This window comes from Arthrobacter sp. M71 S08, from assembly GCF_059089725.1.
In genome coordinates, this window is sequence record NZ_JBNHEY010000006.1 from 193,135 (window position 1) to 210,633 (window position 17,499).

Below are 17,499 nucleotides of genomic sequence, written 5' to 3' on the forward strand. Positions count from 1 at the left end.
ATGGTGGACGGCTCGCTTGTATACCACCGGGGTTTCGGTGATCGACCAACCCATCTCAATGACCCGAAGCCAGCCCTGAAGATAGGGCCACAGGTGTTCACGGCCGATGGCCGAGTGATTCCCAGCCGCAGCTATCCACTAGGGGCGCCTCTACCACCGTATGGCCGACCCGCTCCCCTACGAGCAGACCCTGCGTTCCAGCGCCAATTCCTTGCCAGGCGCGCATACTGGGCGAGCTACTTCCCGGAACGGACGTTGGTCGCCGAAACAGGAAGTACGATCAGCATCCTGCTGCACAACAACCTGTCACAGCCACATGAATTGCTCTTTCACGGCGCCGGACCAAGAGGCGCCCACGTTACGAGCGGCAGGGTCGGTCCTGGGCAGTCCAAACTTCTGACATTCCCGGCGCCGGCTCCAGGCACCTACCTATTCTCCGACCCCGGGAACCAGTCCGTGGAGAGAACTCTCGGCCTCTACGGCGGACTAGTGGTCATCGACCCGGCCAACGCGTGGAGGCTCGGGCCGAATGGACCGGAATTCGAACGCCAGTGGCTGTGGATGTGTCACGATGTGGCACCTAACTGGGCGCGCATCGCTTCCCAGGGGCGAACCGTGAACCCGCTCACCACCCCTGCCGTACCGCGATACTTCACTCTCAACAGCTACTCCGGGTTCCAGGCGTTAGCCCTCACCACCGATGAGGAATTCAATAAACGCCGGGAGGAGGAAACACTACCCTCAGGCCACCCACGAGAAACCGACGTGCGTAACTTCAGCACTACCCCAGCCCCGGGCGCAGTCCGGACCGGACAACTCATGAGAATGCTCAACGCAGGGATCGTGGACCACCAACTGCACTACCACGGGAACCACGTTTGGACGGTGCGCGCAAACGGCACCGACTTCCCGCGCTCAAACGGCAGAGTAAGCCCTGAAGGTGATGTCGTCCTTCAACAGTGGGAGGACACCGTCCAACTCCAGCCGGGTGAAGTCAAGGAGGCAATGCTTCCAGTCCGCCGGCCTCCTGAAGTGATTGATGCGGTATGGGACGCGCGGAACGAGGACTGGAAATACCCCATGCACTGCCACGCCGAACCCTCACAGACAGCGGCCGGCGGTCTTTATCCAGGCGGCCTCATGTCCGATTGGGTCCTCGCCGACGGTCCCGTACCCAAGCCCGGCCTGCCCGCCACCGTGGAAGACGACGCTCACCACACGTTCCGCAGCCAAGTGGACTTCGCATCCGACCAACCGCACGAAGGCAGCCCCGAAACCGAATTTCCGCTGCGACCGAACGTTTCAGTGGAGCTGGACTTCTTCAGCAGGGAACTGGAGTTCCCGGACGGCTCCGAGCATGAGGTCTGGAGTTTCGAGAACGGCAAGTCAGGGCGCCAACTGCCTGGCCCGCTCGTCCGGATCACCGAAGGCGACATCTTCCATGCCACGGTCAAACCAAGCAAGAAGGTACACACCATCCACTGGCACGGCCTGGAGCCGGACCCACGCAATGACGGCGTGGGTCACACCTCTTTTGAGGTGACCGGGCACTACACCTACCAGTGGCGGCCAGACCTTGCGGAGCAAGGTAACCCGAACCGCGGCTCAGCGGGAACGTACTTCTACCACTGCCACGTCAACACGCCACTGCATGTCCAGATGGGAATGTTTGGTGCTGTCATCGTGGACCCACCACCGAACTCAAACAACCCAACCCCGGCAGGAAGCCGGCGCCATTCCTCCGAAGGCCCCCTATACGACATCGCGACGGAGATCCTGATCGCGCCCTATTCGATCGACCCGCGCTGGCATGAATTGAACCACGCAGCCGGCCTCTCCGGTGATGACGCGGGCCTCAACCGCTTTGAACCCAAGCACTTCTTCCTCCTCGGAGGTGTCATTCCCGCTCGGCCGCGCGGCGACCGTGTCTGGGCGATCTCCACCATGAAAGCGAACGTGGTAGGAGGCACCCGACGACCCACCCTCGTCCGTTTCGTGAACGTAGACTACTTCCCCACCCGGACCCGCTTCATGGACGCGGCGGGAAGGCCAGCACGCATCGCGGAAATGATCGCCCACGACGGCCGCCCATTCTGGACAACCCCTCACCCGACCGGACCGGCCGTACAACCATCCATGGCCGGACAACCCCTCCTGACCAGCATCATCAAGTCAGGAGCAGCAGAAAAATTTGACCTCCTACTGCGCCCACCCACCGCAGGCAAGTACACAATCGCCGTCGACTTCCTGCACTGGATCACCGGCCAAGTCCTCGCCACACGCACCGTGTCCATCACTGCTAGCTGAAGCACGACCCGCCTAGGCAGAACCCGACCTGGCAGTTGGCCATCCTTGCCCTGATGGTGTGGGGGAGTTGATCGTCAAGGAAGTGTCGCGGGCCTGTTGAAACCGGCCGGAACTTGGATGCTAATGGCGGTCAGGTGCCACCCTCATCAGCGGTCTGTTCGCCGCGTGACCAAATCGCCTTCAGGGATTGCGCCAGTCGCGTCGGCTCTGTGCGGTGTGGTGGATCGAAGTGGTGTCGGTCGGCAAAGACCTCGAGGGTGAGGTCGGCAAAGAAGTTGCCGAGGCGATCGGCCACCTCAGCGAACTGGTCCGGGTTGCTCAGCTGGCCCAGGGCGAAGTAGACGGGACGGTTGAAGGTGGTGAGGGCGTCGCGGTCCAGGTCATAGGTGTGGAAGGTGCGCATGAGCGCGCGGATGCCCTCGGGTCTTTGCTTTATCCATGGAGGTGGTGGGCCGGGTGGTGGGTCCGGTAGCGGCACGTCGGCTCGTACCTGCAGACGCATGAAGACTGCCATGAATTGTTCATGGGGTAAGGGGGAGAGTTCCTCGTACTGGGCCCACAGCTTCTCGTGCTGCGGGCTCCAGTTCCAGTTGCCGGCCCATGCCGGCTCAAGCAGACTCAGGCTCAGGAGCTGCTCGGGGTGGCTGGTTGCACAGGCCAGGGCCGCGGCACCACCTCCGGAGTAGCCCACCAGGTGGAAGCGGTGCCATTTGCGTGCTTGAGCCTCCTGCAGTACGCCCTCGACCTCGGTGTCCAGGGAGTAGCCCGGTGGGGGAGTGGACTGCCGGTAGAGCTCGAGGTCTTTGACTGAAACTTCTGCATCGGCGCCCAGCACCGTGACAAGGCGGGCGTAGGCGAGGTCGGCCGGCAGGACGCTGCCGGGGAGCAGCATAACTTTCGGTATGCTCACCATTCACCTCCGCGGCGGTCGGTCGACGTGTCGGCAACCTCATTCTCAGGGGCTGGCGGCAAACGGAGAGTGATGCTCGTGGGCGATCAACCATTGGTCACCGTTGTCCACGAACACAAGGGTTGAGCGGGTCCGGCCCGATACAGCCTCCCCCTGGACGCGGCAGTCCCATATGAAGATCCCGGTACTGATGGCAACAGGGCCGAACACATCAATTTTCAGGTCATCGAGCCGACCGTGGAATTCCTCCAAGCCGGTGAACTGCTCAATCTCCATCCGCATGCCGGTCTCGGCGTCCTGGCGGTCCAGCGGCTCGACGTCGTCGAACTTCGTGAACTTCGGACCCGGCAGATGGTACGACGCCAATCGGTCAAAGTCCTTGACCGTCACAGCATCCAGAATCTGTTCGATGCGCGCCTGCACCGACGCCTGCGCGGATTCGAAGGGATCAGCAATTATATCCATCAGAACCTCCAGAAAAACCCTCCATCGGTCCCCTAAAACGACTAACGGGACAAAACCGGCATAGCTGTCGCTGCGGTGATAGTTACCTTCAATGGTCCTCCCTGCCCACCGCACCCGTCCACACTCTGGCCGGACCCGATGGGCGAACGGAGCCTTGGGCCTCAGGTCTAACCGTCGACAGGTCCGGGATATGTAGCAACCCATTGCCGTGCGTCAACATAGGCAATCCGCCCTCCATGCAGGTGTTCCCGCGTACCCCACCACTAGTCGTCAGCCTCAAGCACCTCCTCCACGACAGCCATCTGCCCAGCCTAAACGGACGACCGGAGCCAACTCGGCGGGCCGGGTGGTTCGGGAACGCGCCAATTTGAAATGCGGAACGGCCAAGTCACCAGTCTGATGCAAGCCCTCTGCCCTGAACTGGGTGCTGTGGGGGCTTCACCGATACCCGCGTGCGCCGTTGCAGCTATTCAGGACTTCGATGTATCAGAGGGCATACGTACCCAAAGGCGTGTACTGTGCCAGCTCGGGGGGAGCAGCACACACCGGGGAGCCCACCCCTACGTCATCAAGCTTGTACGCAAGTCGGTACCCTCACTTCCACGATGGCTGACCGCTCGCCTTCGGCGCTGAAGTCCTGCCCTACGTCCCGTAGGCTGAGCGTGTGGAAGGTAATACCCATATCCAGGCGATGCTGTCTCTTGCCCGCCGCTGCTGTTGTCCGCTGGGCCATGTTGCGACGGTACAACTTACACCCTGGCAGTGCCTGCACCACCACACCTGCGGCCCTGATCTAGCCGTCTGAGCCTGCAGCCTGCGCCTGGCGATAATGAGCCCTGTTGGTGCTTCCGGAGGCGGTTTCGTCGTGCCCGGATCGGCTATTGTCCAAGGGGTGGCGACTGGAAATTTTGAAGCAAAGGAAAGCGAAGCCTCAGGCAGCGGCACCGGGTGGACGTTCCTGACCAATCACGCCCATGTACTGTTGACCATTGCCCGTGATCCGCAGATACGGCTCCGCGATTTGGCTGCCACGGTCGGGGTCACGGAGCGCGCCGCCCAGAAGATTGCTGCTGACCTTGTGGAGGCTGGCTACATCACCAGGACACGGTCAGGTCGGCGGAACATCTATTCTGTGGTGTCCGGACGCCCGTTCCGCCACCCTGTTGATGCCGGCCATCAGCTTGACGAACTGCTGGCTGTGCTCGTACCTCAAAAGGGGCAGGCAGTCGAGGGCACGAAGGACTAGAACTTGGCTGGCCGCAGCACCTCGACGTCGCTTAGAAACAGAATCATGGCGTAGTCCTCGTAGTAGTGCTCGCGAAGGTGTGCAGCAAGGCCATCCGCTGTCACGGCGTCGCACACCACCTCGATTCGGATATTGCTGTTCGCTTCCCAGCCTGCTCCCCGTGCGCCCCGGCTGCCTTTCCCGCGTGCGTCGGTGATGGTGTACCCGTGGGCATTGTGTTGCTCGATGTCGCGGACGAGCGTTGATTCGAGGACGGCCTCGGTGACGATGGTCAGGAGCTTGCGTTGATGGCTTTCCATGGCTTATCCCCTCGCGAAGGTGTGGATCCAGATAGATAGGGCGTGGTAGAGCGGGATCCCCACCACTACATTGAACGGAAAGGTGATACCCAGGGATGCCGCCAGCGACAACGTGGGGTTGGCCTCCGGCACGGAAATCCTCATGGCCGCTGGTGCTGCAATGTAGGAGGCACTTGCTGCCAGTGTTGCCAGAATAGCTGTTCCGCCGACCGACAGTCCCAGGGCCCAGCCCAGCCCTGCACCTATTACGGCGGAGAACAGCGGCATGATGATGGCAAAAGCCACCAGGAAAATGCCGTATTTGCGCAGGCCCCCGAGTTGCGTTGCCGTCAGTAGCCCCATTTCCAGCAGGAATAAGGCCAAGATGCCTTTGAACATGTCCACAAACAGGGGTTCGATGGAGGACAGGCCATCGGGTCCGGCGATCCAGCCGATGAACAGGCCGCCTAGGAGTAGGACGATGCCTTTTCCGAGGAAGACCTCGTGGGCGACCGATTTCCACTTGGTCTCCTTGGAAATTCCCCGCGCCAAAACGATGCCCACGATGATGGCCGGTACTTCCAGCATCACCAGAAGCAGCGGCATGTGCTCTTCGAAGACGACCTGTCGTGTGCTCAAGTAGGCGATGGCCACGGCGAAGGTACCTACGCTGACGGAGCCATAGTGAGCGGCAATGGAGGCTGCGTCCGCGCGCTTGAAGCGTCCGAGGTAGCGCAGTACCGGGAAAGCCAGGAGAGACAGGAAGAATCCCATCGCCACTACAGCCAGCATCTGCGGTAGCAGTTCGCCGAAGGGCTGCTTGGCCAGCTCCACTCCGCCCTTAAGGCCGATGGCCAGAAGCAGCACGATGGTGACGAATTCGTATATCGCCGCCGGGAGGCGTAGCTCGGACCGGAGCAGCCCGGCCAGGGCGCCAAGAATGAAGAAAAGGATGATGGGGTCTACCACATTCGGACTCTCTGGTTGGACTGAAAAGTGTAGTAATCGGCCCTGCCGGTCCCATCTGGCTCCTTGGCCCCCGCAGGCAGTTTCGTAACGCCAGAGTTTCACAAATCTGCGCATTCACATGTATTTCAATTCACGAAACGTAATTCGTATGAATGCTCCACTGTCCTGGCATATGGCCCTTGAGGCGAAGCGCCGTACACTTCAGCTTCTGCTGGCCGGGGGCGATGGAAGCGACATCGCCAACGTTGACGACATCATTAGGTTCCTTCGGATTGTGCGTGCCTGCTCTGCAGTGTCAACCGACTGGCGCTGGCTGCGGGGCACGCCAATCCTGTCCGGCGCTCCTAATTCGTTGTTCAGCAGGTTTTTTGCAAGGCATATCGGGTGGGATGCCGGGTCCTGGCCCTCATCATCTCCGCCGTCGCACGGCACCGCGACGAGGCAGGGGAGCTATTCGGTTGAGCACCTACGTCGAAGGTGACACGAGCTCGCGTTGGTTCCGCTCCCCATGAACGATTCTTCGAACCGACCACCGAGGAAGTGTTCTTCCACTAGAAAATCCGGTCAATCCGATGTCCCAGCGGACCTGCCCAAAGCCGCCGCCGAACTACCCAGCAGGACCGTCTGCCTTACGACTCGAGCTAACCCGCTGGACCCGTGGTGCCCCTGTCACCTTGTAGGTGGCGGGGTGCTGCCCTGCCCGGACGATCCGGCCCAGGCGACGGTCCCGCCGCTGATCATCTTTGCCGTGCCCCGCACCCGCGACGAGAACGGAGAACTGTTCGGCTACGGAGCCTACGTCGAGGGCGACACCGCTACCCACTGGTTCCGATCTCAGGAACAATGCCTTGAAGCCATCACCGAGGAAGTGTTCTTCCACTGGAAGACAGGCCAGTCCGATGATTCCGCGAACCTTCCAGCCACGGCAGCCGAGCTGCCAGACTCAGACCGCAAACCCTGCCCCGGCTGGACCAGCTAACAACTCGCTGATGTGTCCCGGCTACAGCCGGCCGGGACACCTCGCTGGAAGGCCCTGATTGCGCAGCACTGGCGACGCTCCGTCAAGCAAAGGCAACTCCGAACTGGGCTGGGGGAAAATGCTGTTCTTACAGCATGTGGGCGACACGGGATTAGGCAATCACTCCCGCCCCCGTGTGACGGTCGCACCATTGATTCATGAGCGAGTGGAAGTCATACCGACGCCAACCCGCTGTTGTTGCAGCGGCAGTGGCGTTTCTTTGCTGTGTCCTTTTCTGGGTGATCGGGATGGCCGGCGGGTTGGCCTTCCTTCAACGTCCCGCAGACCCGATGTCCGCGCTGCTCGGGCTCTACGCCATGCTTGTGGCAGTGGTCTTGTCCATCATCGTGGCCGGTGGCGCTGCGGCCTACCTCACTCGGACCATGCCCAGACGAGTCAAAAGGTAGGAGCCGTAAAGCTCCCCTCGCAGGGGTGATCTCCGGATAGCGAAACGGTGCCTCGAACGAGATCCGAATGTATCTTCCTTACAGGTACATACAGGGTCGGCCCCCTCGATACATTCATATGTTGAGTATGGCTTTTGCGATCAGGAAGTAGACGACAAGGCCGGTCGCGTCCACAAACGTGGTGATGAAGGGGTTAGAGAAGACCGCCGGATCGGCGCGGACGGCTCTCGCGAGGAGTGGCATGGCACCACCTACCGTGGCGGCCATGGTGCAAATGCTGAAGAGTGTCAGGCCAATCACGAATCCGATCGACATGTCGTAAACCAGGGTGGACACAGCGAATCCGATCGCGCCCAGCAGGAAACCCAATGAGGAACCGACCCGGATCTCACGGGCGAGAACATTCAGGATGTCCCGCGGGCGTACGTCGCCCAGCGCCAGTGCCCTTGTCACCGTCGTCGCGGCCTGGTTCCCCGTATTGCCACCGGTTCCAATGAGCAGGGGTATGAACAGGCTCAGCACAACCATCTGTTCGAGGGTCGCCTCAAATGCGGCCAGTACTTGGACGGTGAGCGTGGCGCCGACTGCCAGCACGAGCAGCCAGACAACCCGTGAACGTACGATATTCCTGACGGGCGTAGCCAGGTACGGTCGGCGAAGCGGTTCACTACCGCTGATTCGAGCGGCATCCTCCGACTCGGCGTCTTCGAGAATCCACAAGGCGTCGTCGACCGTCAGGATCCCGACGAGTCTGTCCTCGTTATCGACGATTGGCAGTGCCAGGACCTTCAGATCGGCGCAACGTCGTGCGGCTTCTTCAGCCGACGTTGAGGCGTTGACGTACTCCGGAGCGTGCATGATGGATGATACGGGGCTTTCCGGGTCGGCGCGCATCAGATCCCGCAGGCTCACCACGCCTACAACCCGCCGCCCGGCATCAAGCACCGGCAGGGTGTAGATGGTTTCGGCGTCGTCAAGCCGTTCACGTACACGGACCAGGGTCTGCGCTGCAGTGAGGACCGGATACGTCACAACGTATTCCGGGCTCATCCTTCTTCCTATCGACCGGTGTGGGTAGCCGAGTACCTCGGCTGTGAGGTTTCGTTCCTGCGGTGGCAGTCCCTGTAACAGCCGTCGTGCGACGGTAACCGGAAGCTCATCGAGCAATCCCACCCGGTCGTCGGGATCGAGGTCCGCAAAAATGAGCGCAACTTCCTCATCCTTCAGCCCCTGCACGAGTTCCCCCTGAAGGGTCACATCCAGTCCTTCGAATACCTCCAGTGCCTTCCCCTTGGACAGCAACCGGAAGACTATCGCGCGGTCCTTGACGCTCATGCGTTCGACGAAATCGATCACCTGGGACGGAGATAACTGGTTGACCAAATCGGATAGGAGTTGAAGATCCTTCTCCGCCAGGGCGCGCTGCACGGGATCCGGAACGGTTCCCTTGCTCGATGCCGTTTCCTCAACCATGTTCACACCTTCCCGAATTTTAATTCCCTACGCAAATGCAGATGAAGGTTCGACGGTCCTTCCTCCTGAAGCAGCCCATTGGGCAGTAGACAGGAGGTAGCACGATGAACAACCTGATGCGGTGGCCTAGCGTCGACATCGCAGATCCCGTCCGTCGGTTCCTCGAAGGGGACGCAGGGTCCTGGCTTCGGCTGGAAGAGTACCGGGATGGCAATTCCATGGTCGTTAAGGCCGAGGTGCCGGGCATTGACCCTGAAAAGGACGTCGACATCACGCTCACCGGAGACCAACTGACCATCGAGGTCAGCCACCAGGAGAAATCAGAGCACAAGGACAAGCGCGGGTACCGCTCCGAGTTTCGGTATGGCACGTTCTCCCGGACAGTGACTCTGCCGGGAGCCGTGCGGGAAGAAGACATCCAGGCTTCCTACACGGACGGGATCCTCGAAGTACGGATACCTGTGTCCGAGCGGGAGGAAGGCCACTCCCGGAAGATTCCCGTCACCCGCAGCAGCGAAGCGGCCGGCGCGGAGCGCGGAACCAACGCCGGCGAAAGTGGAGCCGCTGGAAAGAGCGGAGCGGATACATGAAGCACCAGCTAAGCGGGGGCGCGGGTCTGTCCTGTTGGGCAGGCGGCAATAGATCAAGCACGCGGCACCGGGCAGGCCCGCTCCGAACACTGCCGACAGAACTCAAGAGATCCTTCCCTGTCCGCCGGTTTCTGGGTGGTTTTCGGGTCGTCCGGAGCAGGGCAAGCGAGGCGGCGACGGAGTAATCGGGTTCCTCGGCCGGAGGCGTATAAGCACGCAAAAGGAGGACCGATTTGCCTGCCACGTCAATACGGTCCCCGGCGTGTAAGACCTCTGAGTTCGCGCGCCGGACGCCTGCGGAGTCCAGCACCTCCTCCCACTGCGGAGAGTATTCGGCGGAGGGCAGGGTAAAGGTGATTGGCCCGTCGTTGCTCGTTGAAGCACGCGAGGAAATTCACGTCTGTAATCATGCTGCCGCGGTGATCCTTGCCGATCTCGGCCCAGTTATAGAAGACGCCAAGGGCGAGGACGAGTTCGTCGTCCCAGTTTCTTGGGAGCATGGGGGGATCCATTGAGGTTCAGCCAGCCGACGTCGGGCAGCGGTTGTCCTTCCCCGCGCTCTACCGGCCTGCCTTCGAAGAATTTTGAGCGGCGGAACGTCGGGTGATGACTGCGGAGCCGGCTCAGCATAAAGAAGAACTCGATCAACGGAGCGTCCATGCCCTCCCCTTGGACCCAGGACAGTTCGGAATTTTGGCAATAGGCATTGTTGTTTCCGTGCTGCGTCCGGCCGAGTTCGTCACCGTGAAGGAGCATTGGAACGCCCTGGGAGAGCATGAGCGTGGCCAGGAAGTTCCGCTGCTGGCGTGCCCGAAGCTCCAGGACTGCATCGTCGTCGGTGGGGCCTTCCGCTCCGCAGTTCCAGGAGCGGTTGTGGGATTCGCCGTCGTTATTGTCCTCGCCGTTGGCGAGGTTGTGTTTGTAGTTGAAGGACACCAGGTCGCGGAGGGTGAAACCGTCGTGGGCGGTGACGAAGTTGATCGAGGCCACCGGGCGGCGTCCGGAGGACTCATAAAGGTCGGCCGAGCCGGCGAGGCGTGAGGCGAATTCGCCCAGGGTTGAGGGTGATCCCCGCCAAAAGTCCCGGACGGCGTCCCGGTACTTTCCGTTCCATTCGGTCCAAAGCGGTGGGAAGTTTCCCACCTGATAGCCACCCGGACCGACGTCCCAGGGTTCGGCGATCAGTTTGACCTGGGACACGACCGGGTCCTGCTGGACCAGGTCGAAGAAGCTGGACAGCCGATCGACGTCGTAGAACTCGCGGGCGAGGGCGGCAGCGAGGTCAAACCGGAAGCCGTCCACGTGCATTTCGAGGACCCAGTACCTCAGAGAGTCCATCAGCAGTTGCAGGGCGTGGGGGTGCCGGACATTGATGGTGCTCCCTGTGCCGGTGTAGTCCATGTAGTGGCATCGGTCCGGATCGGTCAGCCGGTAGTAGGCGTTGTTGTCGATGCCTCGGAAGGACAGGGTGGGGCCGAGGTGGTTGCCTTCGGCGGTGTGGTTGTAAACCACATCGAGGATAACTTCGATTCCGGCGGCGTGCAGTGACCGGACCATCGATTTGAACTCCGGGACCTGCTGACCCGGTTCGCTCGTGGAGGCGTACTCGTTGTGCGGGGCGAAAAACCCCTATCGTGTTGTAACCCCAGTAATTAGACAGTCCCCGTTCGGTCAGGTGGCTGTCGTGAACGAACTGGTGCACCGGCATCAGTTCAATGGCTGTGACCCCAAGTTTTTGGAGGTGTTCGATCACCGCTGGATGAGCGACCCCTGCGTACGTGCCCCGTTCCTCCACCGGGACCTCGGGATGGAGCATGGTCAAACCCTTGACGTGCGCTTCGTAGATGACCGAGTCGTTGTAAGGGATGCGCGGGGGTAGGTCTCCCTGCCAGTCAAAGAACGGACTGATAACCACCGACTTGGGCGCTGAGGCTGCGGAATCCTCCGTGTTACAGGAGTCCGGGTCACCGATGGTATACGAGAACATCGGTTGGCCCCATCGGACCTGTCCGTCTACGGCCTTGGCACACGGGTCCAGCAACAATTTGTGGGGATTGAACCTGAGCCCTTCTTCCGGACGGTAGGGCCCCTCCACGCGGTAGCCGTACATCTGCCCCGAGAGCACATGGGGCAGATAGCAGTGCCAGACGTAGGCATCCACAGCTTCCAGCCGGATCCGCCGCTCTGAACCGGCTTCATCGAACAAACACAGGTATACCGCCTCTGCCGCTTCGCTGAACACCGCGAAATTCGTTCCGCTGCCGTCATACGTCGCCCCGAGAGGATACGGGTTTCCCACCCAGACTTCCATCGCCCGAGCCTCGAGTATCGGTTCATCTAGACGTACGGACACCGCCATGACCCTTACAGGGGTATACACCGCGGATCACTGTGATGAGGAGCCCGTAGTAAGCCAGGTGAAGCTGTCGAGGAAAAGCTCACCTTACCCGGCGCCTTCTGAGCAACTACGCGTTGGGGTGGCGGGGTCAATAGTCGGCCGACTCGCGCTGCCTGTGGTCCTGAGGCCCGGCACTATGTCTATCCTGCTTGTATGGAACCTGATGACGAGCTGTCAGTAACCCTGCCCGTCGCAGACTGGGCGCTGATCGACGGCACGCTCGACAAACTTGCGGCAGTCTCTGCGGTTACCGATCCGCCTCTAGCTCAGCGGTTAGCCCCCATCCGTCGAGCAGGGTGGGATCAGGTGGCGGGCTCGCCCAATGCAGCAGGCAGTTTGGAAGGATGGCCGTCAGAGGACAGACACTGCACGTTGAGGATGCCCCGTTCCTGGTGGGAGCTTGTGCTAGACGCGCTCACTGCGGCGGCGCCAGCCGATCGGGCGCTTTCAGAGGGTGATCGTCTGCCTCAAAAGCAGCGCGAGCTGCACGCCGAGGTAGCATCTCGGGCTCTTGAGGTTGCCTCGGACCTTCGCGCAACACTCGGGAAGTTTTGAGGGTTCGGGCGCAGGATAGCCTCCGGGTCAGCCGGTCACCCTGTGGGGGTTCAGATCAGCGCGCTACCGATGCATCCACCGTGATGACGCTGCCACGAATATGCCAAGGCTTGTACCGAGGCGCCGCAGGAGGTCTTGTTCAGATGCCCCCTTCACGCGGACCGGGAGCACGAGCCCGGAGATTTTGCGATTCGTTTCGCTAGGGGCAACGTCCAATGTCTGAGGATGAAGGCGCCGGCCATGGTTGTGCCGATGCCAAGCGAGGCACCGGCGAGGACGTCGTGGGGGAAATGGACTCCATCGACGACTCGGGATAAGGCGGCGGCCACTGCCAGCAGATAGGCGCTCCAGATCCACCATTGGGTCAGGAGGAGGACAAGCGCGGTGGCCACGGCGAAGGCGATGGTGGAGTGATTGCTGGGGAAGGACCAGTTCCCCGGCCCGGGACAGTGTGGGTCCGGGAGAACGTTGCGGCACGGGCGGTCGCGAGCGAACAGAAGCTTGAATAGTTCGCTGGACACGTAGGCCATCACCACACCTACCCCTGCGGCCAAGCCTACGGCCAACCGTGCCGGGTCCGACCACCATGCCCACCACATTCCCGCACCGAAGCAGGTCATCAAACAGAGGATCAGCGCATCAGCCAGCCGTTCGGGCCAGCCAGGATCCGCCTGCGCCACGGCTAGGTATGCAGCCGTCGAGGGCTCCGTGAGTAGCAGGGCGGAGGCCACCAACAGGATGCCCGCGCCCCAGCAGGTGAGGGCTTTCAGTGCGGTGCCCCGAATACGAGACGGCATGACCTTCTCCTCTGCGGAGGGCCTCACCGCACGATCATCACCCCGATTGGTGGCAGGTGAAGTATCCGATTTGTCGACTCGTCGGGTGTTGCGCATCGGTGCAGCCACGGAGGGTCTCCTTGAAAAGGCGACGACAAAACCTGCCGACCAGGCTTCCCGGCTCACCGTTTTCCACTCTACGCGGTATCGCATGCCACCCTGTCGGCGTGTCAGACCTGATTATGGTGATGTCACCTCGCGAACTTTCCAATTCTCGGAGGCTTCGTAAAGGGTGCGGCGCTTCGAGGTGTCAGTTATGCCATCACCAAGGGTTCACGCTGTACCTGCAGCACCTGAAGTGCCGTTTCATTGATCCTCAAAGTGCTTCATCGGCGGCACGCCACCGTCGGCGTCGTCCCGATGGCCGGACGACTACCGTTTCCCAGGAGACGCCGGGGCGAGAGATGACCAATGGGCGACCCTTTTGACCAGACCAATGGCCTAACCGTTACTGTCGGTGACTGCGGCGAACTCACACTAGCGACACCAACGTGGGAATAAGGGTACTTTGGTTCTTCCTATTCGTGTGTCGCGGACGGCCCGTTCTTGGGGCGTGGTACTTGGTAGACATCCGGGATGCCGTCGGCGTCAACGTCGAGGGCTTCGCGTTCCTCGATCCGTCGGTAGTGACGGTTGCGGGTTGAGAGGATCACCGCCGCTAGAAGGGCGGCGAGAACGGATGCCACAAGGATAGCGACTTTGGCGTGGTCGTTGTGAGGATCGTTGGTAGCGAAACTCAGGTCAGCGATCAGCAGCGACACGGTGAAACCGATTCCGGCCAAAAGGGACGCTCCGAGGACATCGATCCATTTGTAGGACGGGTCGAGTTTGGCACTGGTGACTTTGGTGACGAGCCAGGTCACGCCGACGACGCCAAGGGGTTTACCGGCGATCAGACCGAGGATGATCCCGATCGCGACGGGATCGGTCATGGCGGACAGGAACCCGTCGAGGCCGCCGATGGCGACGCCGGCAGAAAAGAAGGCGAACACAGGGACCGCGAACCCGGCAGAGAGCGGTCGGAAGCGGTGTTCGAACACTTCAGAGAGTCCGTGGTCCGGTTCAGGAAGATCTGCTTTGCGGCTGTTCAGGACTGGGATAGCGAAGCCGAGCAGGACGCCAGCTACGGTGGCGTGGATACCTGAGGCGTGTACGAGGGTCCACACGGCGAAGCCCAGCGGCAGGAGAATGAACCAGGCAGCCGAGGCACGCAGGTGGAACAATCGCTGGTATCGCTGAGCAACGAAGGCGAAAAGTGCTAGTGGGATCAGAGCGACCAGTAGGGGGATGAAGTCCAGGTCATCGGAGTAGAAGATGGCGATGATGGAGATAGCCAGCAGATCATCGACAACCGCAAGAGTGAGCAGGAAGATCCTCAGCGCCGAGGGCAGGTGGGAGCCGATGATCGCCAGTACTGCCACGGCGAAAGCGATGTCCGTAGCTGTGGGGATAGCCCACGCGCCGATGGTGTCCGGACTGCTTAGATTTACCGCCACGTAGACAAGCGCCGGTATCGCTACACCACCGATGGCGGCGGCGATTGGCACAGCAGCTGTCGTCGGATTACGGAGGTCGCCGGCAATAAATTCCTTCTTCAGCTCAAGGCCGACCAGGAAGAAGAAGATCGCGAGCAGACCGTCGGCAGCCCACGCGCCCAGGCTTAGGCGCAGATGCCAGGGTTCGTAACCCACCTCGAGGTCGCGTAATCCAAAGTAGGTGTCAGCTGCCGGGGAATTTGCCCAAATTATCGCGATCGTCGCAGTGAGGACGAGCAGGGCACCGCCAACGGTTTCCTTGCGCAGAATTTCACCGATGCGCACGGACTCGCCGTAACTTCGCCGTGCGGGAAACCTGGGATATTTGCTCTCTGAGGTCGGATCGTCCATGTGCTCCTCCAGTGTTCGTGCGACGTCGATGAGTCAGCAAAGCGGGCCAGTGGTGAGCTAAGGCTACTTTTGGTTCACGGCAGGCACCATGAAAAGCAGCCGATGAAGCCAGATTACTTCTCGACCACGTCTCAGCTTCAAGTGAGCTCCGTTGCCGGCGCCAGACTGTGGACACTGAGAGCAGGATTGCCCTTGATGGTGCTTGGGGCAGAAGCTGGGGGGGGGGCCGGGTAAGTGCTATGCGCAGGATGAGAGGGACGACGATGAGGATTACTGATACCAGTGACCTGTGGTGGAAGACAGCAGTTTTCTACAACCTGAATGTCGAGACATTCATGGATTGGAACGACGACGGAGTGGGCGACCTTGAGGGTCTGGGCCACCGGCTGGACTATCTCGAGGAACTGGGCGTCACTTGTATCTGGCTTGCACCGTTCTTCCCGTCACCCCGGGAGGACAACGGGTATGATATTTCGGATTATTTCGGGGTGAATCCTCGCAACGGCCACCTGGGCGATTTCGTGGAAATGGTCCGAACTGCGCAAGACCGCGGCATGAGGGTAATCATTGACCTGGTTGTGAATCACACCTCGGTTGACCATCCCTGGTTCCAGGAAGCCCGTTCCAGTAGGGCCAACAGGTACCGTGACTTTTACATCTGGCGTGATGAGAAGCCCGATGAAGAACGCGCCAGCATGTTCCCCGACAAGGAAGACGGTGTCTGGTTCTACGACGAAACCGCCGGGCAGTACTACGAGCACTCTTTTTACCGCCATCAACCGGACCTGAACACCGCCAACCCGAAAGTGCGCGAAGAGATAGCGAAGGTTATCGGTTTCTGGCTCCAGATGGGCATTGACGGATTCCGCGTCGACGCGGTCCCATTCCTCATCGAGGCTGACGGACGCAACGAGCACGAGTACCTGCAAGCTTTGCGGGGTTATGTGGGCAGGCGAAGCGGCACGGGAATGATGCTCGGGGAAGTCAACCTTCCCTACGAGGAGCAGAAAACGTTCTTCGGAGAACATGGAAACGAATTGACCATGCAATTCGATTTCGTCGCCAACCAGCACCTCTATCTCGCTCTCGCCCGCCACGACGCTACACCGCTTGCACAGGCGCTTGCGGAACGACCACAACTCGCGACTGTGAACCAATGGGCGAACTTCGTGCGCAACCACGATGAGTTGACGTTGGACCAATTGACCGAAGATGAACGCCACGAGGTGTTCACCGCGTTCGCGCCCGAGGAGGAAATGCGTATCCACGGGCGCGGAATCATCCGGCGCCTACCCCCGATGCTCGGCAATGACCCGCGTAGCATCCGGATGGTCTACAGCCTCATTTTCTCTCTGCCAGGGGCACCGGTTCTTTACTACGGTGAGGAAATCGGAATGGCCGAGCACGCTTCACTGCGCGACCGTTCTGCGGTGCGGACGCCGATGCAGTGGTCCGCTGAAGCCAATGGCGGCTTCTCCCATGCCGCCCCATCTGAACTGCCTCTGCCCGTCGTCGAGGGAGGCGCTTCCCCTGAGCACGTCAACGTTTCCACGCAACAGCATGATGCTGAATCGCTGCTTCACTTCGTTCGTCGGTTGACCGCCGCCTATAAAAGCTCCCCAGAGATCGGGTGGGGAAGCTTCGAAATTCTTCGCCACGAGCACGCTTGCGTGCTCGTGCATTCCTTGACCAGTTCCACAGGTCAGCTTATTGCCCTCCACAATTTCGCCACCGATGCGCGCAGCGTCAGCATCGAGCTCGACAACGGTGAAACGATCACGCACGTTGTGGATCTTCTCGGCACCGAACAGATCGCACTGGGTGGTGACGGGAAGCTCGAGGTGAACCTCGACGGCTACGGCTATCGCTGGCTGAGGATCGTCCGGAAGGGTGAGAAACGGATCCTGTGAATGAGCTTCCTTCGAGCCGCTTCCCCTACCTACTGGTGCTTCTTGCAGGCCTTATGCAGCACGCAGGATCGTTGGAGGAATTGTACGGTGGAGCCGCGAACAAGTTGTCCAGCCCGCTCGCCAGCAAATCGGGCAAACTCGATATACGCAAAGGGGACCAGCCGTTGGGAGGACCTGGGCACTCTGATCCGCTCACCGAAAGCGACCCAAACTCGCTCTACGAAAGGACCCCGAGTTGTTCACGCAAACCA

13 protein-coding genes and 1 pseudogene are annotated in these 17,499 nt (G+C 60.8%); 6 read left to right on the plus strand and 8 right to left on the minus strand.

What is annotated here, in order from left to right; all coding sequences use genetic code 11:
* On the plus strand, positions 1 to 2,307 hold the full coding sequence (locus tag AC5RTB_RS13360) for a multicopper oxidase domain-containing protein (RefSeq protein WP_494061568.1): 2,307 nt from the start codon (positions 1 to 3) through the stop codon (positions 2,305 to 2,307).
* 130 nt (positions 2,308 to 2,437) lie between these two features.
* Here the strand turns inward: AC5RTB_RS13360 and AC5RTB_RS13365 are convergent, their stop codons facing one another.
* Positions 2,438 to 3,217 carry an alpha/beta fold hydrolase gene (locus AC5RTB_RS13365; RefSeq protein WP_494061553.1) on the minus strand — a complete coding sequence of 260 codons (780 nt, stop codon included), beginning with the start codon at positions 3,215 to 3,217 and terminating at the stop codon, positions 2,438 to 2,440.
* Positions 3,218 to 3,262: 45 nt separating this feature from the next.
* Positions 3,263 to 3,682, minus strand: coding sequence for a nuclear transport factor 2 family protein (locus tag AC5RTB_RS13370; RefSeq protein ID WP_494061554.1), 420 nt, complete (start codon positions 3,680 to 3,682; stop codon positions 3,263 to 3,265).
* An 892-nt stretch (positions 3,683 to 4,574) separates the two neighbouring features.
* Between AC5RTB_RS13370 and AC5RTB_RS13375 the strand changes: the two genes are divergently transcribed.
* The gene (locus AC5RTB_RS13375; RefSeq protein ID WP_494061555.1) at positions 4,575 to 4,928 is read left to right on the plus strand and encodes a helix-turn-helix transcriptional regulator; all 354 of its coding nucleotides are present in this window, start codon (positions 4,575 to 4,577) and stop codon (positions 4,926 to 4,928) included.
* On the opposite strand, the gene AC5RTB_RS13380 is transcribed toward AC5RTB_RS13375, so the two are convergent.
* Together AC5RTB_RS13380 and AC5RTB_RS13385 are read right to left on the minus strand one after the other, a co-directional pair.
* On the minus strand, positions 4,925 to 5,227 hold the full coding sequence (locus AC5RTB_RS13380) for a P-II family nitrogen regulator (protein ID WP_494061556.1): 303 nt from the start codon (positions 5,225 to 5,227) through the stop codon (positions 4,925 to 4,927). The two genes, AC5RTB_RS13375 and AC5RTB_RS13380, sit on opposite strands and share 4 nt — an antisense overlap.
* A 3-nt stretch (positions 5,228 to 5,230) precedes the next feature.
* A complete protein-coding gene (locus AC5RTB_RS13385) occupies positions 5,231 to 6,175 on the minus strand; it encodes a sodium-dependent bicarbonate transport family permease (RefSeq protein WP_494061557.1) in 945 nt (314 codons plus the stop codon).
* A 688-nt stretch (positions 6,176 to 6,863) separates the two neighbouring features.
* On the opposite strand from AC5RTB_RS13385, the gene AC5RTB_RS13390 reads away from it, so the two are divergent.
* Together AC5RTB_RS13390 and AC5RTB_RS13395 are read left to right on the plus strand one after the other, a co-directional pair.
* Positions 6,864 to 7,154 carry a hypothetical protein gene (locus tag AC5RTB_RS13390; protein ID WP_494061558.1) on the plus strand — a complete coding sequence of 97 codons (291 nt, stop codon included), beginning with the start codon at positions 6,864 to 6,866 and terminating at the stop codon, positions 7,152 to 7,154.
* Between the two features lie 197 nt (positions 7,155 to 7,351).
* Positions 7,352 to 7,600, plus strand: coding sequence for a hypothetical protein (locus tag AC5RTB_RS13395; protein WP_494061559.1), 249 nt, complete (start codon positions 7,352 to 7,354; stop codon positions 7,598 to 7,600).
* Between the two features lie 114 nt (positions 7,601 to 7,714).
* Here AC5RTB_RS13395 and mgtE read toward each other — a convergent pair whose 3' ends face one another.
* Positions 7,715 to 9,073 carry a magnesium transporter gene (gene mgtE / locus AC5RTB_RS13400; protein ID WP_494061560.1) on the minus strand — a complete coding sequence of 453 codons (1,359 nt, stop codon included), beginning with the start codon at positions 9,071 to 9,073 and terminating at the stop codon, positions 7,715 to 7,717.
* Positions 9,074 to 9,177: 104 nt separating this feature from the next.
* On the opposite strand from mgtE, the gene AC5RTB_RS13405 reads away from it, so the two are divergent.
* Positions 9,178 to 9,663, plus strand: coding sequence for an Hsp20/alpha crystallin family protein (locus AC5RTB_RS13405; protein WP_494061561.1), 486 nt, complete (start codon positions 9,178 to 9,180; stop codon positions 9,661 to 9,663).
* On the opposite strand, the pseudogene glgX reads toward AC5RTB_RS13405, so the two are convergent.
* The 3 genes and pseudogenes from glgX to nhaA form a co-directional block, all read right to left on the minus strand.
* Positions 9,575 to 11,974: pseudogene (gene glgX / locus AC5RTB_RS13410) on the minus strand (glycogen debranching protein GlgX). The gene AC5RTB_RS13405 and the pseudogene glgX sit on opposite strands and share 89 nt — an antisense overlap.
* A gap of 794 nt (positions 11,975 to 12,768) precedes the next feature.
* A complete protein-coding gene (locus AC5RTB_RS13415; RefSeq protein ID WP_494061562.1) occupies positions 12,769 to 13,413 on the minus strand; it encodes a phosphatase PAP2 family protein in 645 nt (214 codons plus the stop codon).
* A gap of 557 nt (positions 13,414 to 13,970) precedes the next feature.
* Positions 13,971 to 15,338, minus strand: a complete 1,368-nt coding sequence (nhaA, locus tag AC5RTB_RS13420; RefSeq protein WP_494061563.1) for a Na+/H+ antiporter NhaA — start codon at positions 15,336 to 15,338, stop codon at positions 13,971 to 13,973.
* A 263-nt stretch (positions 15,339 to 15,601) separates the two neighbouring features.
* On the opposite strand from nhaA, the gene AC5RTB_RS13425 reads away from it, so the two are divergent.
* A complete protein-coding gene (locus AC5RTB_RS13425) occupies positions 15,602 to 17,248 on the plus strand; it encodes an alpha-amylase family protein (protein WP_494061564.1) in 1,647 nt (548 codons plus the stop codon).
* The last annotated feature ends 251 nt before the right edge of the window (positions 17,249 to 17,499 follow it).